23 protein-coding genes and 1 tRNA gene are annotated in these 21,284 nt (G+C 61.2%); 15 read left to right on the top strand and 9 right to left on the bottom strand.

The genetic code is table 11. The features are described 5' to 3' along the window. Positions 1-12 precede the first annotated feature (12 nt). Positions 13-1,671, top strand: coding sequence for an MFS transporter (locus P3T20_RS10040; RefSeq protein ID WP_074263435.1), 1,659 nt, complete (start codon positions 13-15; stop codon positions 1,669-1,671). Positions 1,672-1,799: 128 nt separating this feature from the next. Beyond that, positions 1,800-1,876, top strand: a tRNA-Met gene (locus P3T20_RS10035). 188 nt (positions 1,877-2,064) lie between these two features. Here the strand turns inward: P3T20_RS10035 and P3T20_RS10030 are convergent. The 4 genes from P3T20_RS10030 to P3T20_RS10015 all read right to left on the bottom strand — a co-directional run bounded on the left by P3T20_RS10030 (position 2,065) and on the right by P3T20_RS10015 (position 4,731). Then, positions 2,065-2,349: a hypothetical protein gene (locus P3T20_RS10030; protein ID WP_429286806.1), complete on the bottom strand. Its 285-nt coding sequence runs from the start codon at positions 2,347-2,349 to the stop codon at positions 2,065-2,067. A 55-nt stretch (positions 2,350-2,404) separates the two neighbouring features. Then, on the bottom strand, positions 2,405-2,800 hold the full coding sequence (locus P3T20_RS10025; protein ID WP_429286805.1) for a DUF2917 domain-containing protein: 396 nt from the start codon (positions 2,798-2,800) through the stop codon (positions 2,405-2,407). A gap of 290 nt (positions 2,801-3,090) precedes the next feature. Further along, positions 3,091-3,240 carry a hypothetical protein gene (locus P3T20_RS10020; protein ID WP_429286804.1) on the bottom strand — a complete coding sequence of 50 codons (150 nt, stop codon included), beginning with the start codon at positions 3,238-3,240 and terminating at the stop codon, positions 3,091-3,093. A gap of 273 nt (positions 3,241-3,513) precedes the next feature. Next, on the bottom strand, positions 3,514-4,731 hold the full coding sequence (locus P3T20_RS10015) for a sensor histidine kinase (RefSeq protein ID WP_429286803.1): 1,218 nt from the start codon (positions 4,729-4,731) through the stop codon (positions 3,514-3,516). A 278-nt stretch (positions 4,732-5,009) separates the two neighbouring features. Here P3T20_RS10015 and P3T20_RS10010 point away from each other — a divergent pair, with 278 nt between their 5' ends. From P3T20_RS10010 to P3T20_RS09995, 4 genes are read left to right on the top strand one after another with little or no spacing between them, the layout of a single operon-like run. Then, positions 5,010-5,372 carry a response regulator gene (locus P3T20_RS10010; protein ID WP_429286802.1) on the top strand — a complete coding sequence of 121 codons (363 nt, stop codon included), beginning with the start codon at positions 5,010-5,012 and terminating at the stop codon, positions 5,370-5,372. A gap of 54 nt (positions 5,373-5,426) precedes the next feature. Beyond that, positions 5,427-5,855: a response regulator gene (locus tag P3T20_RS10005; RefSeq protein ID WP_074263430.1), complete on the top strand. Its 429-nt coding sequence runs from the start codon at positions 5,427-5,429 to the stop codon at positions 5,853-5,855. A 29-nt stretch (positions 5,856-5,884) separates the two neighbouring features. Continuing rightward, positions 5,885-6,271 carry a response regulator gene (locus P3T20_RS10000; RefSeq protein ID WP_429286801.1) on the top strand — a complete coding sequence of 129 codons (387 nt, stop codon included), beginning with the start codon at positions 5,885-5,887 and terminating at the stop codon, positions 6,269-6,271. 60 nt (positions 6,272-6,331) lie between these two features. Next, positions 6,332-6,769: a response regulator gene (locus P3T20_RS09995; RefSeq protein ID WP_429286800.1), complete on the top strand. Its 438-nt coding sequence runs from the start codon at positions 6,332-6,334 to the stop codon at positions 6,767-6,769. 68 nt (positions 6,770-6,837) lie between these two features. Here P3T20_RS09995 and P3T20_RS09990 read toward each other — a convergent pair whose 3' ends face one another. Next, the gene (locus P3T20_RS09990) at positions 6,838-7,284 is read right to left on the bottom strand and encodes a MarR family winged helix-turn-helix transcriptional regulator (RefSeq protein ID WP_074263427.1); all 447 of its coding nucleotides are present in this window, start codon (positions 7,282-7,284) and stop codon (positions 6,838-6,840) included. Positions 7,285-7,497: 213 nt separating this feature from the next. Between P3T20_RS09990 and P3T20_RS09985 the strand changes: the two genes are divergently transcribed. Continuing rightward, the gene (locus tag P3T20_RS09985) at positions 7,498-8,985 is read left to right on the top strand and encodes a DHA2 family efflux MFS transporter permease subunit (RefSeq protein ID WP_429286979.1); all 1,488 of its coding nucleotides are present in this window, start codon (positions 7,498-7,500) and stop codon (positions 8,983-8,985) included. Positions 8,986-9,030: 45 nt separating this feature from the next. On the opposite strand, the gene P3T20_RS09980 is transcribed toward P3T20_RS09985, so the two are convergent. Beyond that, entirely contained in the window at positions 9,031-9,771 is a 741-nt protein-coding gene (locus P3T20_RS09980) for a FadR/GntR family transcriptional regulator (RefSeq protein ID WP_083611352.1), read from the bottom strand. Positions 9,772-9,993: 222 nt separating this feature from the next. On the opposite strand from P3T20_RS09980, the gene dgoD reads away from it, so the two are divergent. The 4 genes from dgoD (at position 9,994) to P3T20_RS09960 (ending at position 13,391) form a co-directional block, all read left to right on the top strand. After that, positions 9,994-11,142, top strand: coding sequence for a galactonate dehydratase (gene dgoD / locus P3T20_RS09975; protein WP_074263425.1), 1,149 nt, complete (start codon positions 9,994-9,996; stop codon positions 11,140-11,142). A 156-nt stretch (positions 11,143-11,298) separates the two neighbouring features. After that, positions 11,299-12,531: an MFS transporter gene (locus P3T20_RS09970; protein ID WP_429286978.1), complete on the top strand. Its 1,233-nt coding sequence runs from the start codon at positions 11,299-11,301 to the stop codon at positions 12,529-12,531. Positions 12,532-12,764: 233 nt separating this feature from the next. Continuing rightward, complete coding sequence (locus P3T20_RS09965; RefSeq protein ID WP_074263423.1) at positions 12,765-13,067, top strand: hypothetical protein; 303 nt, start codon at positions 12,765-12,767, stop codon at positions 13,065-13,067. Between the two features lie 72 nt (positions 13,068-13,139). Beyond that, positions 13,140-13,391, top strand: a complete 252-nt coding sequence (locus P3T20_RS09960) for a YodC family protein (protein WP_429286799.1) — start codon at positions 13,140-13,142, stop codon at positions 13,389-13,391. A gap of 129 nt (positions 13,392-13,520) precedes the next feature. Here the strand turns inward: P3T20_RS09960 and P3T20_RS09955 are convergent, their stop codons facing one another. Continuing rightward, a complete protein-coding gene (locus P3T20_RS09955) occupies positions 13,521-14,450 on the bottom strand; it encodes a CopD family protein (RefSeq protein WP_429286798.1) in 930 nt (309 codons plus the stop codon). 428 nt (positions 14,451-14,878) lie between these two features. Between P3T20_RS09955 and P3T20_RS09950 the strand changes: the two genes are divergently transcribed. The 4 genes from P3T20_RS09950 to P3T20_RS09935 all read left to right on the top strand — a co-directional run bounded on the left by P3T20_RS09950 (position 14,879) and on the right by P3T20_RS09935 (position 19,466). Further along, a complete protein-coding gene (locus P3T20_RS09950) occupies positions 14,879-15,610 on the top strand; it encodes a c-type cytochrome (protein ID WP_074263421.1) in 732 nt (243 codons plus the stop codon). 21 nt (positions 15,611-15,631) lie between these two features. Continuing rightward, complete coding sequence (locus P3T20_RS09945; protein ID WP_074263420.1) at positions 15,632-16,930, top strand: c-type cytochrome; 1,299 nt, start codon at positions 15,632-15,634, stop codon at positions 16,928-16,930. 122 nt (positions 16,931-17,052) lie between these two features. Beyond that, on the top strand, positions 17,053-17,673 hold the full coding sequence (trhA, locus tag P3T20_RS09940) for a PAQR family membrane homeostasis protein TrhA (protein WP_074263419.1): 621 nt from the start codon (positions 17,053-17,055) through the stop codon (positions 17,671-17,673). Between the two features lie 182 nt (positions 17,674-17,855). Further along, positions 17,856-19,466: a DEAD/DEAH box helicase gene (locus P3T20_RS09935; protein WP_429286797.1), complete on the top strand. Its 1,611-nt coding sequence runs from the start codon at positions 17,856-17,858 to the stop codon at positions 19,464-19,466. 16 nt (positions 19,467-19,482) lie between these two features. Here P3T20_RS09935 and P3T20_RS09930 read toward each other — a convergent pair whose 3' ends face one another. Together P3T20_RS09930 and P3T20_RS09925 are read right to left on the bottom strand one after the other, a co-directional pair. After that, on the bottom strand, positions 19,483-20,004 hold the full coding sequence (locus P3T20_RS09930; protein ID WP_429286796.1) for a hypothetical protein: 522 nt from the start codon (positions 20,002-20,004) through the stop codon (positions 19,483-19,485). A 160-nt stretch (positions 20,005-20,164) separates the two neighbouring features. Next, complete coding sequence (locus tag P3T20_RS09925) at positions 20,165-20,992, bottom strand: ferritin-like domain-containing protein (protein WP_074263416.1); 828 nt, start codon at positions 20,990-20,992, stop codon at positions 20,165-20,167. Between the last annotated feature and the right edge of the window lie 292 nt (positions 20,993-21,284).

Raw genomic sequence — 21,284 nt, 5'->3', positions numbered from 1 at the left:
TGGAGACGACATATGGCTACCGTTGGCGGGCAAATCTCCCACGTGCCGATGACGCACGAAGAGAAGCGGGTGATCTTCGCATCGTCGCTAGGCACTGTTTTCGAGTGGTACGACTTTTACCTTGCCGGTTCGCTGGCAGTCTTCATCAGCAAGAGCTTTTTCTCCGGGGTCAATCCCACAGCCGGCTTCATCTTCACACTGCTTAGCTTCGCGGCAGGCTTCGCCGTGCGGCCGTTCGGTGCAATCGTGTTCGGCCGACTGGGCGACCTGGTCGGACGTAAATACACTTTCCTGATCACGATCGTGATCATGGGTCTATCGACCTTCCTCGTTGGCCTCCTGCCGGGATATGCGGCGATCGGCATGGCTTCGCCGGTGATTTTTATCGCTATGCGGTTGCTGCAAGGGTTGGCGCTCGGTGGCGAGTACGGCGGTGCTGCGACCTATGTCGCGGAACATGCTCCGGCCGGCCGTCGCGGCTTCTACACCGCATGGATTCAGACGACAGCCACGTTGGGCCTGTTCCTCTCCCTGCTCGTGATTCTCGGTGTGCGCACCTCGATCGGCGAAGACTCGTTCGGCGTCTGGGGATGGCGCGTGCCGTTCATCGCGTCGATCATCCTGCTGGGCGTGTCGGTGTGGATCCGGTTGCAACTGCACGAATCCCCGGTGTTCGCGCGTATCAAGGCCGAAGGCAAGACGTCCAAGGCGCCGCTGACCGAAGCATTCGGCCAATGGAAGAACCTGAAGATCGTGATTCTCGCGCTCATCGGGCTGACCGCCGGCCAGGCCGTTGTCTGGTACACGGGACAGTTCTACACGCTGTTCTTCCTGACGCAGACGCTCAAGGTTGCCGGTCCGACCGCCAACATCCTGATCGCGCTGGCACTCCTGATCGGCACGCCGTTCTTCCTGTTCTTCGGCTCGCTGTCGGACAGGATTGGGCGCAAGCCGATCATCATGGCCGGCCTGCTGATCGCCGCGCTGACCTACTTCCCGCTGTTCAAGGCGTTGACGCACTTCACCAATCCGGCGCTCGAAGCCGCCACGCAGAAGTCGCCGATTGTGGTGATCGCTAACCCGGATGAGTGCTCGTTCCAGTTCAATCCGGTGGGCACGTCGAAGTTCACGTCTTCGTGCGATATCGCGAAGAGCGCGCTGTCGAAGGCGGGCTTGAACTACGAGAACGTTGCGGCACCGGCGGGCACCGTCGCGCAGATCAAGGTTGGCGACACGGTGGTCAATACGTTCGACGGCAAGGCGCCGGATGCGAAGGAGCAAGGCAAAGCGTTCGACGAGACGCTCGGCTCGACGCTGAAGGCCGCCGGCTACCCGGCCAAGGCTGATCCTTCACAGATAAATTGGCCGATGAGCGTGGTGATCCTGACGATCATGATGATCTACGTGACGATGGTGTACGGGCCGATTGCGGCGATGCTGGTGGAGATGTTCCCGACGCGCATTCGCTATACGTCGATGTCGCTGCCGTATCACATCGGCAATGGCTGGTTCGGTGGCTTCCTGCCGGCTACGGCGTTTGCGATCGTCGCGGCGAAGGGAAATATTTACTCCGGGCTGTGGTATCCGATCGTGATCGCGCTCATTACCCTGGTGATCGGTCTGCTGTTCGTCAAGGAGACCAAGGACTCGGATATTTACGCGCAGGATTGAGGCTGGGGTTTTCTGGGGCTGGGCCAGCCTTATTCAGGCTGGTTCGGGCCGGGTCGCGGGGTTTGGCGCCGTGCCGCGGCGGGGGTTGACAGGCGCCGCGACCATCTTCATAATCTCGCTTCTTCTTTGGCGAATTAGCTCAGCCGGTTAGAGCGACGGAATCATAATCCGCAGGTCCGGGGTTCGAATCCCTGATTCGCCACCAGTTTTACTAAAGCCCCGACTCGTCGGGGCTTTTCGTTTTTCACGTGGCGAAGCAATTCGAAAGCTCGAATTCTCATCAAGCTTTCGCCATGGCAATCACCCCATCTCCGTTATCCTGCCTTCATCGTAGCCGGACACCAGCCCTGCGTACCGAATATCGGTAACATCGTACCGGCTTCCGGTACCCCCTCATCGAGCACAAACCTCCATAGCCTGCACCATCGCATCCCGCTCCATCGGATTCTGAAAAAACGCCTCGAGACTCACATGCTCCTCGTTAGAGACCTGCTGCAGGCATCGCGTATTGTTTGACCTAACGCTCGACGGCGCCTTAACAACTGCCAACACGAACAACGCAAGTATCAACAGCATGTTGGCGATCCCCACCATCCATTGCCACCCCACCTCGGAAATGAGCCGCGCCTTCCGCGGCGAAATCTGATCCATCACTTGTTCCTGAACACTCTTATTCATTTCGCATTCCTATATAGTATGTCGCGACCGCTTCCACAATTTGACGTCAATACCCCTACCTGGCCAGCGGCAACAAAATATCCAAAAGCCGCCGCAACCACCGCAAAGGTCTTCGCCTTAACAATCGCCTTCGCTCGACATACTCGCTCGTCAAAGTGACTTCCACCGGCCGGTCACCATCGGCGCTCAGCCAGATGCGCTCGCCGCGCGCGATCCGAATCACGTCGCCAACCTGCATCCAATAGTCGTGCGGGGAAAATATGCGCGTGAGCCATACACGCGAGCCGTATGCGCGGACCTCGCAGTCCGCGACGACCCGCCATGACACGGTCTGCCGTGGCACGAGACTCAGGTGAATCACCATCCGCGGCGCGTACGTCTCACGCACGGCATCATGATCACCGGATAACTGGGAGCAATCGAACTGCGGGCTAGCGTGTTGCATGGTCATCTCCGTCGATTGAGCCGACTGACGGAGAAGCCACCAAAAGAAAAAGGCCCCATCCGTTTCCGGCGAGGCCTTGTGACTTGCGTTCCTGCTTACTGGCTAACGCGCACACGCCCCCGATGATCTACCCCATACGGTGATCATTCGGTGTTTAATCGCGATGGCGATAAGGGCTGGCATGTTCATGTCATGAAGTTTCTATTGCATGGAATAGCTTGTCAATCAAAAATTTTGACAATGTTGACGTTAGCGCGACACGTCTTCCTGCCGTTTAAGCGAAGCGCATCGTCAGTCTAGTGAGCGGTATCCGCACGCACCGTATCGACAACCGACAGCACCGCATTGATCACCAGATCAGGCCTGTGAAACTGGATGTAGTGACTGGAGTCGTAGACCAGTTGATGCTGGCTTCTGGACGACCACGTCGCTTCATCATCCTGCATCTGCTTCCAGATCGCCCTGTCCTTGGCACCCTGCGTCGCGCTTATCTTCGTCTGCTGAAGTTTTACTTCGGGGAACGGCTGCCTGGCGGAGGAAACTCCTGGCGAGCTTGATGTCGCCGCAGAAACTCATAGGCGCTCCCCGTCACTACGATGAATGCGATCAGCACGACAAACGCCGATGCAATACGGATAACCCATCGCTTCACAGTTGTCCCTTGTCGAACCCTGACGAGGGAGCGGAATGTTCCGCGAAAATAGCGACGTCACGACGGCTTAGCTCACCACCTCGAGTTCAAATGGAAAGCGGATCTCAAACGTCGTCCCGCGCCCCTCGCGCGACTCGAAATGGATTTGTCCATGCAACACGCGGCAAAGCTCCTTGACGATTGCAAGTCCCAGTCCTGTGCCAGGAATATCGTCACCGGCGGCGCGCTCAAATTCATCGAACACCCGGTCCGCATCCGAAGGCGCAATCCCGATACCCGTATCGGAGACACGAATGGACCAATGCTCGTCTCCCACGCGGGCCATGGCGAGTTCTATCTCACCGGCCGCCGTGTACTTGGTCGCATTCGACAGCAGGTTGAGTGCAACCTGTTTCAGCTTCAGGCGATTCGAAATCACCGGCGCCAGCGACGCGTCGAACGCGGTAAGCAGACGCAGGCGCTTTGCCTCGATAGCGGGTCTCGACGATATCACCAGTTCATCGAACAGCCCTCTCAAGTCGAATGGCTCGACGGCGAGCGGACTGCTATCCCCCAATACGACCGAGTACTCCACCATCTGGTCGACCAGTTGCTTCATATCCGCCGCCTGGCGATTGGCCAACGTCAACGCAGCTTCCGCCTTCGCAGGTGCCCGTTCGATCAGCGCCAGAGCAACCGAAAACGCGTTCAGAAAATTACGCAGGTCATGCACAACGCTGCGGGTGATTTGCATCCGCGATTCATGCAGATCACTAACCAGCCGCTGATTGAACTTCAATTCGTGATTCGCGCGTTCAAGCTTGCCGGTGTATTCGTCGATTTTCCGGTCGCGTTCGTTGACCACCTCGCGTATCGACATCAAGGTGACGAGACTCAATGCTTCTGCAATCAGGCGCCCCGCTCGTTTCTCATGGCGGCGCGTGAAGGCGCTTTCGGTCTCCGCAAACGCATCGAGAGCGTCGATCAACGTCTGGTGAAACAGGTCGAGTTCGCGCACCAGTTCTTCGATCCGGTATCCCTGGCGCCAGCGCACCATGCCGTGCATTCGCGCGTCACGCTCGATTGCCGGCTCCACTTTCTCGAGATCTTCGGCTTCGAGGGCTAGACACAGCGCGTCGAGAATTTCCGGAAGGTGGTCGGCAAGCTGTTCATACGTCAGCTTGTCGGCTTCGACCAGATCGGCGTCGCCGAAGACCGCCTTCATCCATTGGTTGGTCAGGCGAAGCCGCTCACGGCGAAGATAATTTGCGAACCCGCGCAGGGGCCCGGTAGGTGTATCGGTCATAACGGCCACTCAGTGAAGATCGTTTCTACAACAGGAATCTGCTTCTACCGGGTCAAACAGTTCACGCGGTAAGCGCTGCGGCTCATCCGTACAACTTCCGCGCGGCTTTCGCGCCCGTGGCCGTCATCGCGCAACCGGTTACGGCGCGGGCGTTGACCGTCGACCTCGCAGCCTCGCGCCAACTGATCGCTCGCCCATTATGACGCACCGCAAACAATGGAACGACTTTTGCATGCGCTAATACGGCCCAACCCATGCTCACGAACCGGCAGTCGCGAATGCACTCAATCTTGCTTGTGGATGACGACCCGGACATGCTCGCCGCATGGCAGGCTATTCTGGTCCACGAAGGATACGCGGTATGTTGTGCGCGCAACGGTCTGGAAGCCCTCGATCACCTGAAAGTCAGCATCCCCGATCTCGTCATCACCGACTGGATGATGCCGCTGATGGGCGGTGCGGAGTTGTGCCGTCAATTGAAAGCCCATCCTGAGCTTGGGACTCTGCCTATTCTCGTCCATTCGGCCGCGCCGCCGCGTGCCGAAGAAGTACAGACCTGGAATGCCTGCCTGCAAAAGCCCGCTCCTATGCAAATGTTTCTGACTACTGTCGAGGGGCTATGTAAGGGTGACCGATCTTGATGTGGCATGCGGCTTGCTGCTCGTCGACAGTCAACGTTTTAAAGGCGGTCGAAATTGTCCCAACTCCACTCTCCGTGCCAAACCTGGAGCGCTCGCAAGCTTCGTCTCCTGAACGCCGTACCACGCGTGCTGGTGGTCGACGATAACCCTGAAGCGGCCGAGGCCCTCGCCGTCTATCTGTCGTACGAAGGTGTGGAAACACGTACTGCCAATGGTTGTGGAGAAGCGTTGCGCTGCGTAAAGGACTGGGTTCCCGACGTAGTCGTGCTCGACATCATGATGCCGGAGCGCGACGGTTTTGAAACCGCCGAGGCGTTACGCACGTATCTGCCGACGACCAACCTCGGGATCGTGGCTTTTACCTCGCTTGACGACGACCATGTCCGCGAAACGGGAAAAGCGCGCCACAACTTCGATGGCTACTGCCGCAAGGGCACGGCCCCAGTGGCGCTCCTTGCATTGATGCAAAAGCTTTGGCGCTAAGCCATTTCATGAGAACCAGACCTTAATACATGGCGCAAGCAAAACAGATCCTTCTCGTTGACGACCAGGCAGACGCAATCGACGCCCTGGCCATGCTGCTCGAGCTGGACGGGCACGGCGTCCGCACTGCGTACAGCGGCGCGGACGCATTGGCCGTGGTTGAAAGGTTTATCCCCGACGTGGCTTTGATCGACGTCTCCATGCCGGACATGAGCGGCATGCATCTCGTGCAGCTGCTGCGCAGCAACCCGGCGTTAGCGAACACGCGGCTGATCGCGCTCACCGGATACGCCGGCGACGCGGACAAGAAAAAAGCCGCCGAAGCGGGCTTTGACGCACACGTGACCAAGCCCGTGTCGATGGACCAGCTGACGCGCCTCGTCGCAGAAGCAGGCGGGGATCGCCCGGCAACCTAGGCGCCGCCCGGGCGGCATGGTTGTTGCGGAAAAGCAGAAGACTCCTGACTTTTTCGACCTATGTCTACCATCCTCCTCGTCGACGATGACGTCGATTCGCTCTGGCTGCTTCAACTGGCGCTCGAGGGACACGGCCACCACGTGATCCTCGCGGAGGACGGCAAAGCGGCGCTGGACAAGGCGAGCCGATGCCTCCCCGATTTGATCGTGACAGACTGGAACATGCCGGGCACGGATGGCGTCGAACTGTGCCGACGGCTAAAGTTTTATCCGGCGCTCGCCCAGATTCCGGTTGTGATGTCGTCGGGGCAGACTCCACCCGCGGAAAAATCGGCGTTATGGACTGTGTTTCTTCCAAAGCCAGTTGAACTGAATACGCTTGAGTCAACCATCGATACGTTATTGGCGAAGCGTCTGGCGAGCCCTCACCACGCCACGACTATCGCAGCGCCGGCACCTTCGCGCTGGCAGCCGGCGCCAAAGAAACTCTGGAATTGACGTGGCGACTCCGGTCTGATCCGGATCGCGAGCGCCTGATGGGATCAAGGGCGTCTTTCAATGCTCGCCTACCGGTCCACGATCCGGCTGAGATTGCCACGCACCCGCTGCAGCAGCGCGATGAACTGTCTGGCCTCCTCATCGCTGAAGCCGCTCAGGCCCTCCGCCGCCACTTCGTCGCCCACCTTGCGGGCCTTGCCGAGCGCCCGCTCCGCCTTGGGCGTCATCCGTACCTGACGCTCGCGGCGATCCTCGGGATTGCTCCAACGCTGGATCCAGCCACCCTCTTCCATGCGGTCCAGCAGGCGTCCGGCTGAGATCGGCGCGACTTCGAGCAGATCCGCAAGGCGCGCCTGGTTGACGTCGCCATAGTGCGCGAGATACGCGAGGGCGCGGGCTTGCGCGCGGGTCAGATCGACAGTCGACTTGGCGAGGTCGTCGAAGCGCTTGCCGCACAGGCGGCCGACGTCCGAAATCAAGAAGCCGAAACGCTCTTCGAATTGGGCTTTTTCCATCGCGCGATTATACGAAAGCGGGAGCTAAACGGGCGGCGAACAGCGGTCCAGTACCGGGCCAAAGACGGCCGTCCTCGTACTGTTCCTGGTAGTCGCGTAGTGTGTGCTCCATTATACTAAGCATGCTTACTATCTTTCTCCGCGTAGCCCAATCGTCCGTCCATGTCTGCAGAAACCTCGTCAGGGAGCAGTACCGCCGCGCTTAACCGGCCCATGATCACCGTCTCGATCATGCTCGCCACCCTGATGCAGACGCTCGACAGCACCATTGCCAACGTGGCGCTGCCGCACATGCAGGGCACGCTGTCCGCCTCGCAGGACGAAATCACGTGGGTGCTGACCTCGTACATCGTCGCCGCCGCCATTGCCACGCCGCTGACCGGCTGGCTGTCCGACCGGTTCAGCGTCAAACGGCTACTGGCCTTTTCCATCGCGGGCTTCACGATCGCCTCGGCGTTGTGCGGCATGTCGGAAACGCTGACCGAGATCGTCGCCTCGCGCCTGCTACAAGGCATTTTCGGGGCGTCGCTGGTGCCGCTGTCGCAGTCGATCCTGCTCGACATCAATCCGCGCGAGAAGCAAGGTCAGGCGATGGCGGTGTGGGGCATGGGCGTGATGGTCGGTCCGATTCTCGGGCCGACGCTCGGCGGTTGGCTGACCGACAGCTATAACTGGCGCTGGGTTTTCTTCATCAACCTGCCGATCGGCGCTTTCGCGCTGTTCGGCGTCCTGACGTTTCTGCCGAGCAAGGAACCCCGCCACGACGTGAAGTTCGACGCCTTCGGCTTCGCGACACTTGCGCTTGCGATCGGTGCACTGCAGGCGATGCTCGATCGGGGCGAGCAACTCGACTGGTTCGGCTCGAATGAAATCGTCACTGAGGCGTTGCTTGCGTCCATCAGTTTTGCGTTCTTTCTGGTGCACACGACGACAGTCGGCAAGACATCGTTCTTCAAGTCCGAGTTACTGAAAGACCCCAATTTCGCCACCGGCACGTTCTTTATCTTCGTGATCGGCGCGGTGATGTATGCCACGCGCGCGCTGCTGCCGCCGATGTTGCAGACGCTCATGAACTATCCGGTCGCGACGACCGGCCTGGTCACGGCGCCAAGCGGCGCTGGCACGATGATCGCCATGCTGTTTGCGGGACGTCTGCTCAAACGGATCGACGCGCGCCTGCTGCTGCTCTCAGGATTCCTCATTTCTGCGTTCGCGCTGTGGCAGATGATGCACTACACGATCGTGCTCTCCGCGTCGGATATCGTATGGCCGGGCGTCATTCAGGGATTCGGGCTCGGCCTCGTCTTCGTGCCGCTGAGCGCGCTGACGTTTTCCACTCTCACGCCACAGCTGCGCGCAGATGGCACAGCCACGTATAGCCTGATGCGCAATATCGGCAGCAGTATCGGCATTTCGATCGTGCAGACGTTAATGACGCGCGGCACGCAAGTCGCGCATTCGGATCTCGCCGCGAACGTCAACCTCTTCAATCCACTCATGCGACCGATGCTCGAAAGCGGATCGGCGTACGACCTCGCGGCGATGAACGTTTCAATCACGCAGCAAGCGGCGATGATCGCGTATCTGAACGATTTCAAGCTGATGTTCGTGGCGACGCTGCTGGTCGTTCCACTGTTGCTGCTGATTCGGCCGGCGCGCAAGGTGCCGGATGCGACGGTGGCGCACGCGGCGATGGATTGACGCGACGGCCTGGCTGCGCGGCCCCGAAGATTAGCGACTCACCGCTCAGCCTTCGATCCGCCGCCGCGTAACGCCGAGCAAACCCGCCATGGCCAGCTGCGCTGCTATCGCATCACGCGCGCGGATCGCTTCGAACACGGCAGTATGTTCAGCTAACGAGGCGTTATAGACCTCCGCCCGCTTCGCATTCAGTCGCAACTGCGCTTCCAGCGTGCGCTCGATCAGCGTGCCCAGCGGAATCAGCAATTCGTTGCTGCACGCAGCCAGCACGCTGATATGAAAGCGCAGATCGGCCCGCACCCATTCATCGACATTACGCGCTGCCACCATCGCCGCATGCGCCGTTTCGAGTGCATCGAAAGTCTCCGGACTGTGCGAAGCGGCGGCTAACGCTGCGGCATAAGGCTCGATCATCTCGCGCATTTCCTGCAACTTGAGCGCGAACGTCATCGGCTCCGCGACGCGCGAATACCAGTCGAGCACGTCGACATCCAGCAAATTCCACGCATGCCGCGGCCGCACCCGCGTGCCGACCCGCGGACGCGACTCGATCAGCCCTTTGGACGTCAGCGTGCGCAGCGCTTCGCGCAGCACCGTGCGGCTCACGCCGAATGTCTCCATCAACTCGGCTTCGCGCGGCAGGATGGTTTCCGGCGCGTAGTCGCCGCGCAGAATGGCGGTGGCCAGTTGTTGGGCGACACGCCCGTGCAGATCGTGTTGGATAGGTGCTCTCCCCGCCGTCTTCCGGCGCTCTTTATGTTTGGAACGAACGCGATTATCCGGCATCCCAACGGTAAATCCAGCGCGCCCAACGCGCCGTGCGCTTAGCGTCAATAGTACTATTAATAGTACTTAAAGGCGATTTTGTTGTAGGATGTGACTCCTCAGATATCGCGCCGATGGACGCGTGCGCCTCAGCAAGCAGCGCCCACCGGTATTCGCCAGCCCATGACGGGCCTCGTTTGCAGACAACCCGTGCAGCCAGGCCGCCACCAGGAGACGCTCACCATGAAAATCACCAAGCTCGAAACCTTCATCGTTCCGCCGCGCTGGTGCTTCCTCAAGATCGAAACGGATGAGGGCATTGTCGGCTGGGGCGAACCGGTCGTCGAAGGCCGCGCGCACACCGTCGCGGCTGCGGTCGAAGAACTGTCGGACTATCTGATCGGTAAAGACCCGCTGCTGATCGAAGACCACTGGCAAGTGATGTACCGCGCGGGCTTCTACCGCGGCGGCCCGATCACGATGAGCGCGATCGCCGGCGTCGACCAGGCGCTGTGGGACATCAAGGGCAAGCACCACGGCGTACCGGTTCATGCGCTGCTCGGCGGCCAGGTGCGCGACAGGATCAAGGTGTACTCGTGGATCGGCGGCGACCGTCCGAGCGACGTCGCAAACAACGCGCGTGCCGTAGTCGAACGCGGCTTCAAGGCCGTGAAGATGAACGGCTCGGAAGAGCTGCAGATCATAGACACCTTCGACAAGGTGCAGGGCGTCATCAATAACGTAGCAGCCGTGCGCGAAGCCGTGGGTCCGAACATCGGCATCGGCGTGGACTTCCATGGCCGGGTGCATAAGCCAATGGCGAAGGTGCTCGCCAAAGAGCTCGACCCGTACAAGCTGCTGTTCATCGAAGAGCCGGTGCTGTCGGAGAATGCCGAGGCATTGCGCGACATCGTCAACCAGACCAACACGCCCATCGCACTCGGCGAGCGTCTCTACTCGCGTTGGGATTTCAAGCACATTCTGGCGGGCGGCTACGTCGACATCATCCAGCCGGACGCCTCGCACGCGGGCGGCATTACCGAGTGCCGCAAGATTGCGTCGATGGCCGAAGCGTATGACGTCGCGCTCGCGCTGCACTGCCCGCTTGGCCCGATCGCGCTTGCCACCTGCCTGCAGATCGACGCGGTCAGCTATAACGCGTTCATCCAGGAACAGAGCCTGGGCATCCACTACAACCAGGGCAACGACCTGCTCGACTACATCAAGAATCCCGAGGTCTTCAAATACGAAGACGGCTTCGTGTCGATTCCGCAAGGCCCGGGGCTCGGTATCGAGGTCAACGAGGAGAAGGTCCGCGAGATGGCGAAGGTCGGTCACCGCTGGCGCAATCCGGTGTGGCGTCATACGGACGGCAGCGTCGCCGAATGGTAAGCCGCTGATCTGATGAAACGCCGCCTGCGGGCGGCGTTTTTGCTTCAGGCGAGATCTGAAGCACAAGCCATAAACAGGCCACTGTAAAAAGGAGTCGTGGTGGAGACATCCACATTCGAAACGCATGCGACCGGCAAACGCCACCGCCTGCTGGTCATGCTGTTCATCACCGTCGTCATTACCTATCTGGACCGCAGCAACCTGTCGATCGCGGCCACCGCCATCGCGCAGGATCTGCAGCTCGATCCAGCTCACATGGGGCTGGTGTTCTCGGCCTTCGGCTGGTCGTACGCCTTGCTGCAGATTCCCGGCGGCGTGCTGGTGGACCGCGCGCGGCCCCGGCTGATGATGGCGCTGATCATCGGACTGTGGTCGATTGCCACCGTCCTGCAGGGCTTTGCCAGCGCCTTTGCGCTGCTACTGTCGCTGCGTGTGCTGCTCGGCGTGCTCGAAGCGCCGGCCTATCCGACGCTCAACCGCATCGTCACCACCTGGTTCCCCGACAGCGAGCGGGCCCGAGCCATTGCCGTCTACACCTCCGGCCAGTATGTCGGCCTCGCCTTCCTGACGCCCGCGCTCGTCCTGACCCAACAGCACTTCGGCTGGCATGGCGTGTTCATCCTGACGGGGCTCATCGGCGTGGCGTGGGCGCTCGTCTGGTACGCGCTGTATCGCGAGCCGTCCGAAGCAGCCGGGATCAACGAGGCGGAACTCGACACGATCCGCCGGGGCGGCGGCCTCGTCGAACTCAGCAGCGCCCGCGTGTCTCGCGCACGATACAACTCGGCCGACTGGCGTGCTGTGCTCGGTAACCGCAAACTCTGGGGCATCTATATCGGCCAGATCGCCGTGACTTCGACGCTGTGGTTCTTCCTGACGTGGTTTCCCACCTATCTCGTCAAATACCGCCACATGGACTTTCTCAAGGCGGGCTTCATGGCCGCCGTGCCGTTTCTCGCCGCTTTCGTCGGCATTCTGGCCTCCGGCCTGATCTCCGATGCCATGATCCGCCGCGGCGTCTCGGCTACGGTCGCGCGCAAGGTGCCCATCGTTACGGGCCTGCTGCTGTCCACGGCGATTGTGGGCGCGAACTTCGTCGACAGTCCCTCGATGGTCATCCTCTTCATGGCCATCGCTTTTTTCGGCAGCGGCTTTTCGTCGATCACCTGGGTGCTTGTCTCATCCATGGCGAAAAAAGAACTGCTCGGACTCACCGGCGGCATGTTCAACCTGATGGGAAACCTGTCGTCGATCTGCGTGCCGATCGTGATCGGCCTGCTCGTCAAGGGCAACGACTTCGCGCCGGCGCTCGTTTTCATGAGCGCGGTCGGCGTCGTGGGCGCGCTGTCGTATCTGTTTCTGGTCGGCCGCATCGAACGGATCCGCTAGGCGGATGAGACACCTCCGGCGACGTTACGTGCGCTAGCGAACGCAAGAGTCTCAGTTACGTAACATCCCGGACCGAATCGCTTTAAAAGCGCCTTTCACACACCTCCGCGCACCCCACTGACTCGCCCGAAAGCCTTGCTGGTAAAGGCTTTCAGCCCACCCGCCGCAACCGCATTTCCTGCTTGGCCCGCTCCTTGCTTTTTAGCAGTCAAAGACGATGCGAGAGGGCAATCATGGGCGAATTTCTTCCTGACTATTTGATCCGCGAACAAGCAGCCGTGGGTGCGCTGGTGGTGTTCGGCGTACTGCGGGTAATCGGTGCGGTCATGGCATTCCAACGCGGCTGGCGCATCTCGACGGTGGAGAAGTGTTTCATCGCTGCAGCGGTCATTTACTGCGCGCCGCAACTGTTCGATTTGCTGACCCAACTCTATGGCTCGCATGCCGCCGGCGCCGAGCTCGAAGGCAAGGCGAGCGGCTGCGCGATCGCGCTGTTCTGCGCGCCGATCCTCGGTCACAAGCTGGGCTACGAATAAGTCGCGCCGATTCAAAAATGAAACGGGCCAAATCCGCGGACGACTAAACGCCCGCACCGCCCGAAGCAGCCGATGCAACGAACTGAGTGGAAGACCGAAGTGATGAAAGCGATGTTTCTACCAAAACGAACGACGTACCGCGGCGGCGATGTGCTGACGCTCAAATCGGGGGGCCGTCCGATGACCGCCACGTGGGTGGGTCCGGTCGTATTTGCACCGGGTACGTGGCTGATCTGCCAGTGGTTCGACGAGGACGGCGAACTGCGTCAGGAGATGTTCCCTGAAACCATGCTGGAGCGAGTGCCGAAAGCGCTCGCCGCTTAACGGGCAGTACCGGGGCAACCGGCTCCTGCCGGGCGACCGCGTGTGTTCACGCCGCACAGGCTTGCTGTGCGGCGTTTTTTTACGTGGCGCCCACCGCGGACGGGTACTTCGCGCCCTCCCAGCGACCGCTCAGCCGAGCGGGACGAAGGCCGGCACGCTGTTCGACAAGGCAGCGGCCACAATGAACACGCCGATCATTGCCAGCGCTTCGAGGTAAAGCACGTTCGTGAAGGTGTGAGCGTCCATCGTCGACGCGGTGCGGCGCAGCCGCGGCAGGGCCAGGAAGCGGTTCAGGCCGCCGAGCACGAGCGCCAGAGCAACCAGCGCCAGCTTGAGCGTCAGTACATGTCCCCATGTGCTGATCTCGATTGCCTCGAACGATCCGCCCGAGCCCCGCACGGTATTGAAGATCCCCGTTAGCAGCACGAACGCGACCGCAACCAGCGACACGTTCGAGATCTGCAAAGCGGTACGGATCAACATACCGCGCGCGGTCGAAGTGCCCAACGCCGGCAACACCGCGAGGCCAGCCGTCACGACCAGTCCGCCCCATACGCTGGTGGCAAGCACATGCAACGTATGCACGCCGATGGCCGCGGACGCCGGACCGGCATCGGCCGCATGCCCGAGCGACGCCTTGCCGGCGGCGATCGCAATCACCGCGAGCCACAGCAGCGCATTACGCAGCGTGCTCGCGTGCGACGACATCGCGGTCAGCAGCAGCACCAGCGCGCCGATAAACGCAACGCTCCACGCATAGCCGATGTGCGTCTGCGCAAGCACGGTTGGGATGACGCTGAAGGCCTGCGGCAACGCACTGCCGCTCATCGCCGCGGACTGGTACAACAACCAGCCGAGGTCGGCGAGGACCAGCACGACGCACGCCGTCAGCATCGAGCGCTGCGCACGCAACCAGGCCGGCCGCGCCGGCGAAACTTTGGCCTGGGCATCCTTCGCAAGCCACGCGCCGAGCAACGCTGAACCGACTGCAAACGCAAACGCGACGTTCATGAGCGCGGCCATGGCGACCTGCCCGATCCACAATCCGTCTACTCTCATTTGGCCGTAAACGCGTCAGTATCGTGGGTGGGGAGGCCGTCGAGGGCAGGGCGGGAGAAATCGGATAGCTTCATGAAAGGCGAATGGCTTGTGGAAAATACAGAGGGAAGGGTTGCACGCGCCGCAGCAAGACACCGGCGCCCCGGGAGTGTACGCTTCGATGGTCTGCATGCGTGTGGGTTCAACCTGGTTACACGCCCGCGCAGCGAAAGCATCAGTGAAGGACGCGGCAACCGATCCAGAAAAGCAGGTTAGATATAGCCAAAACGCACACTATGTCAAACTGTCTTAACGGCTTTTACGAGGAGGAACGGGGCTCGCCCGTGCCAAATAGTCACCATTACCCATCGATGATAGAATGCTGCGTCGCCGCAGCCCCACTGCCCCCAAGCCGAGCCGTCCGAAGCCCGGTCGGGTCCCCGAATCTGATGGAGTTACGCGTGTCTTCAAGACGCATTTTCCGCCCGCTGCTTGCCCTTCTGCTGATCGGCGCTGCAGGCGTCTATAGCGCTGCGAAAGCGCAGACTCAACCGACGACCCCGGACACGATGGAAGCGCGCGTGCAGGCCTGCGCGGCATGCCACGGCACACACGGTCAGGGCACGGACAACGACTACTTCCCACGCCTCGCGGGCAAGCCGGCTGACTATCTGTTCAACCAGCTGCAGAATTTCCGCGAAGGGCGCCGCAAGTATCCGCCCATGAACTACCTCGTCACGTACCTCTCGGACGACTACCTTCATCAGATCGCGACGTACTTCTCGCAGCAACGGCCGCCGTACCCGCCGCCGGGCAAGCCCACGGTGTCGTCGGATACGCTGGCGCGCGGCCAGGACATCGTGCTGCACGGCGACGCATCGCGGCAGATTCCGGCCTGCGCCGCCTGTCATGGCAAAGCGCTGACCGGTATGCAGCCGGCTATCCCGGGTCTGGTCGGTCTGCATGCTGATTACATCAGCGCGCAGCTGGGCGGCTGGCGTTCCGGTTCGCGTCATGCCATTGCGCCTGACTGCATGCACGAGATTGCTACCCGCTTGACCGATGATGACGTGAATGCCGTCGCTTCATGGTTGTCCACGCAGACGGCTCCGCAAAACCCCGTGCCGGCTCCGGCCCGCTCGATGAAGACTCCGCTTGCCTGCGGCAGCGAACCGCAATAAGGCACCGGGAGAGACAATCAAATGAAACGCAAGTCTTTGTTCGCCCTTTCGGCAGTTGTCGTGGCTGCGGCCGCTGCCCTCGTTCCCGTCCTGTGGTCGGGCGGCGACAACCTGCACAACGGCACCGCTATGGCCGCCACACCGGCCGACCAGGCGGAACTGATCAAGAAGGGCGAGTACCTTGCCCGCGCCGGCGACTGTATTGCCTGCCACACGGTGCGCGGCGGCAAGGAATTCGCCGGTGGCCTGCCCATGGCCACGCCGTTCGGCACGATGTTCACGCCGAACATCACGCCTGACGACCAGTACGGCATCGGCAAGTGGAGCCAGGACGACTTCTACCGCGCCATGCACACGGGCCGCTCGAAGGACGGCAGCCTGCTGTACCCGGGCTTCCCGTTCACGAGCTACACGAAGGTGTCGCGCGCCGACTCGGACGCGATCTACGCCTTCCTGCGCTCGGTTCCGCCGGTCAACGTGCCGAGCCGTCCGCACGAACTGAAATTCCCGTTCAACAACCGCAACCTGCTGATTGGCTGGCGCACGCTGTTCTTCCGTGAAGGCGAGTACAAGCCGGATCCGACCAAGTCGGTCGAATGGAACCGCGGCGCTTACCTGATCGAAGGCCTCGGCCACTGTGGCATGTGCCACACCTCGATCAACGCCATGGGCGGCCCGGTCAATTCGGCAGCCTTTGCGGGCGGCCTGATTCCGCTGCAGAACTGGTACGCACCGTCGCTGACGTCGAACAAGGAAGCGGGTCTGGGCGACTGGGACATCAAGGACATCCAGGCGCTGCTGAAGAACGGCGTGTCGCAACGCGGCGCGGTGTTCGGCCCGATGGCTGAAGTGGTTCACAACAGCTTGCAGTACATGTCGGACGAAGACATCCAGGCGATGTCGACGTATCTGAAGACCATCCCGCAGAAGAGCGAAGCGCCGGAAAACCTGCAGCTGGAAACTTCGGCTCAGTTCGGCACGCAACTGCTGCAGCAAGGTCAGAAGGTATATACCGACAACTGCGCGAAGTGCCACGAGGCGAACGGTCTCGGCCAACCGCCGAACTTCCCGCCGCTTGCCAACAACCAGTCGATCCAGATGCCGTCGGCGGTGAACCCGATCCGCATGGTGCTGAACGGCGGTTTCCCGCCGAGCACGGAGGGCAATCCGAAGCCGTATGGCATGCCGCCCTTCGCGCAGTCGCTGTCGAATCAGGAAGTCGCTGCTGTGGTCACCTATATCCGTATGTCGTGGGGTAACCACGGTACGGCGGTGTCGCCGCAACAGGTGTCGGATCTGCGCTCAGCGCCGCTCGACTAGGCGGCGCACGAGGCAAGGAGGGCGCGGCTGGCGGGAAACCGCGGCCGCGCCCTTCGTTTTTTAGGACCAGGGTTAGCCAGTACGTGCACAATGGCGTATTGAACCCAGCAGGAGAAGATGTCGTGCATGTCGGTGAGCGTTTCAACAGCATTACCCACCTCGTCGGCGCTGTACTGTCGGTGGCGGGACTGGCTACGCTCGTCACGATGGGCGCGCTGCAGGGCGACGCGTACAAGGTCGTCAGCTTCAGCGTTTATGGCGCCATGCTGCTGGTGCTGTATGCTATCTCCACCCTGTACCACAGCGTGCGCAATCCGCGCTTCAAGGCGGTCCTGCAGAAATGCGATCATTCGGCGATCTACCTGCTGATCGCCGGCAGCTACACGCCGTTCACGCTGGTTACGCTGCGTGGACCGTGGGGCTGGTCCCTGTTCGGGGTGAGCTGGGGCCTTGCGGCCCTCGGTATCGTGCAGGAACTCACGCTCGGGCGACGCACCCGTAGCGTATCGATGGTGCTGTATGTCTTGATGGGATGGCTCGCGCTCGTTGCCATTCGTCCGCTGGTCGAAGCATTACCGGCTGCGGGCACCGCATGGCTCGTGGCCGGCGGGATCATCTACAGCGTCGGCATCTACTTCTTCATCAACGACGAGCGCATCCGGCACGGACATGGTATCTGGCACCTGTTCGTACTGGCGGGCAGTCTGTGTCAATTCGTCAGTGTTGCGCGCTACGTCGCGTGACACCCCACGGCGGCGAAGTGCAACTTAAAGCCAGTCAACGTGTCTTGATAGCGCGTTGAAGCATTCGGCACACGCTGGCGTGTGCCGCCGATTTCCCTGCGACCGGATCTGGGCTTTGGCCTCGAAGCGCGCCTTTTGGCCGCGCATTCGCCGTTCGCGATACTGCATTGCAAAGAGCTTTTATGTCTTTTGATTCCCTCGGCTTGTCCGAACCGCTGGTCCGTGCTGTTCACGAACTCGGCTACACCATTCCTACTCCGATCCAGTTGCAGGCCATCCCGGCCGTGCTCAACGGCGGCGACCTGCTTGCCGGCGCGCAGACCGGCACCGGCAAGACGGCCGGCTTCACGCTGCCGATCCTGCAACGTCTGAACACCATGCCGCCGGTCACCACGGCTGCAGGCAAGCGCGTGATTCGTGCACTGATCCTCACGCCGACGCGTGAGCTCGCCGCGCAGGTCGAAGAAAGCGTGCGTGCGTATGGCAAGTACCTGAAGCTGAAGTCGACGGTGATGTTCGGCGGCGTCGGCATCAATCCGCAGATCGACGCGCTGCGTCGCGGTATCGATATCGTGGTGGCCACGCCTGGACGTCTGCTCGATCATATGCAGCAGAAGACCATCGATCTGTCGCATCTCGAGATCCTCGTCCTCGACGAAGCCGACCGCATGCTCGACATGGGCTTCATCCACGACATCAAGCGTGTGCTCGCCAAGCTGCCGCCGAAGCGCCAGAACCTGCTGTTCTCCGCGACCTTTTCGGACGAGATCAAGACGCTCGCCGACAACCTGCTGAATTCGCCGGCGCTGATCGAAGTCGCACGCCGCAACACGACGGCTGAGCTCGTGGCGCAGAAGATTCACCCGGTGGATCGCGACAAGAAGCGCGAGTTGCTCACGCACCTGATCAAGGAACACAACTGGTTTCAGGTGCTGGTGTTCACACGTACCAAGCACGGTGCCAATCGCCTTGCCGAGCAGCTGACCAAGGACGGTATCAGCGCGCTTGCGATTCACGGCAACAAGAGCCAGTCGGCTCGTACCCGCGCGCTTGCCGAGTTCAAGACCAACACGCTGCAGGTGCTGGTGGCGACCGATATCGCCGCACGTGGCATCGACATCGACCAGTTGCCGCACGTGGTCAACTACGATCTGCCGAACGTGCCGGAAGACTATGTGCACCGCATCGGCCGTACGGGCCGGGCTGGGGCGTCGGGCGAAGCGGTGTCGCTGGTGTGCGTCGATGAACTGCAACTGCTCAAGGACATCGAGAAGCTGATCAAGCGCGCCGTGCCGCAAGAAGTGATCGCCGGGTTCGAGCCAGATCCGACGGCAAAGCCGGAGCCGATCCTGCGTCGTGGTCAGGGCGGCGGCGGTGGCGGTGGACGTCAACCGCGTCAGGGCCAGGGCGCGCCTCGCGGCGACGGCGTCCGGCGCGATGGCGGCGCGGCCAAACCGGCGTCGCAACGTTCGGGACAGCGCGCGGCCGGTGGACAGCAACAGGCGAAGCCGCAGGGAGCGAAACCGCAAGCCGCCAAGCCGGCTGGCTCGCCCACGCAACCGCAGGTGCGCAAGGACAACCCGCGCCACGAAACCACGCGTCATCACGGTAAGCCGGCAGCTGCTACGCATGACGGCGCCGGTGCGACACATGCGCCGCGCAGCAAGCCGCAGGCGCAAGCCAAGCCGCAAGGTGGCAATCCTGGCGCATTGCTGGGCGGCGCCAAGCCGCGCGGCAGCGCGCCGCGCAGTGGCTCGCAACCGCCGCGTAACGGCGGCCAGCGCGGGCGTTAAGCCACTCTGACGCTGTTCAAGGCCCGCGCACCGCGGCAGCCTGCTTCAGGTGCTCGATCTGCTGTTCCCAGCGATCGAGCACCGCCGCTCCCCCCTCTTCCAGTTCGAACGTAATGCCGCCCGTCAGGCGTGCATACGGCACCCGTTGCGTTTCGCCGGTATCGATCGAGCCGATGAAGTACGCGAGGCCGCTCGCATCGCCAGCTACCGGCTGCAATGCCTCGAACCGCAACTGCACCTGATAAAACACCGCCTCGCAGACAAACGTCAGCGCCGCACGGCCGCCGCGTGCCAGCACGCCCGCGGCCCGCGATTGCGGCCATAACGCGTGGCACAACGTACGGGCGTCAGGTGCGTACAGTTCGCCCACACCCAGCAGTGAGGTCCGTACGTGGCCGTTCGCGTCTGCGGTCAACAACGACGCTGTAAAACCAATCTTGCCCGCGAGCGAAGTGCCATCGAACAACGCCCGCACCGCCGCCGGCCATTCGTCGAACGCGGTTTGTTCGAGTGGGTGTCTGGATACAGAATCGGTCATCGCCGGACTCCGGTTGATCATTCGTCGTGAATCGAAATGGCCGCCCTGCAAAGACGAATGGCCCGCGCAGGCGGGCCATTTCGTTCTACTCTCGTTCATTACTTCAGATGGTTACGCAGGCCTCGACGAGCGAGCCGCGCCACCTTCCCAGCCTCGATCCTCAACGGAAGAATACATGCTGGGTGATCTTCGCGAGCGGATAGTGAACGCCGGGTTGAATCCGCGCGGGCAGATCGAGCGGCTTCAGCAGCATCTTCACGCACATGTCGGCCGACAGATTACGGCGCACGAGCGCATTGATGCGTGCCGCACGTTCGCGGTTATAGCCAGAATCGTTCACGCGCTCCGGATAGCGGACCGCAAACACGTGGCGTAGCGCAATCTCCGAGTCTTCGTTCTTGATCTCCAGCACACGGCGCATCAGTGCACCGAGCACAGCGAGACGACCGTTGCCTTCGATCTTGTTGTACTTCTTGAAAAACTTGAAGAAGTGCTTGTAGTGACGGACTTCGTCAGTACGAATAAGGTCGGTGATCTCCTTGAGCACCGGTTCGTCCGAGCATTCGCCAATCGCGCGATACAGCGTCGCCGTACCGGTTTCAACCACGCAGCGTGCAACCATTTCGAGCGCGCGCGTCTTCTCGAAGTCTTCGACGGAACAGGTTTTCGAGTACTCCTCGAAGAAATTACGGAAGGCCGTGTCCCAGTCGAATTCCGGCCACACGTATGCGATATAGGTCTTCAGTGCGCGGCCGTGCTGCATTTCTTCCGGCTCCCACTCGTTATTGAGCCACGCCGACACTTCAGGATCGCCGTTGAAGAAGGTACTCAGGTTACTTGTATAGAGATCTGTACCACTTTCGATAAACGAAGACGCGCACAACAGAAGCAGCAGATCTTCGTTGGCCACGGCCCGCTGCCGGTCAATCCGGCTGAGGTCGATGTCCTCGATCCGCCAAGGCATCACGTGGTTAAGCTCAGTGTGCATTTGTTCCTTACTCCGAAAGCTATATCGACTTCGGGAGCGTGCCTGGAAGCACTCGCGTTTGCCAGGCCGCTCTCGTTCCGATACAGCGCCTTGAATTAGAGTTAACCCCTTATGTCTTGCATCTTAGCTGGTGTTCCGCAACTCTGCAGACAACACAGCACAGACCATGCCCATGTCCAGCAGTTCCGGAGGCACGATAGGCGAATTGTTCCAAAGCAAAACAAGGCCGGCGCAGCGCACAAAAAAGGCAGCCCACTGGGGGCTGCCTGAGCTTGAATCAACGGCCGGTAAG

Origin of the sequence: Paraburkholderia sp. GAS206C, assembly GCF_050435645.1 — a bacterium.
In the GTDB taxonomy this organism is placed as follows: domain Bacteria; phylum Pseudomonadota; class Gammaproteobacteria; order Burkholderiales; family Burkholderiaceae; genus Paraburkholderia; species Paraburkholderia phenazinium_B.
This window is presented reverse-complemented; position numbering and strand designations above follow the sequence as displayed.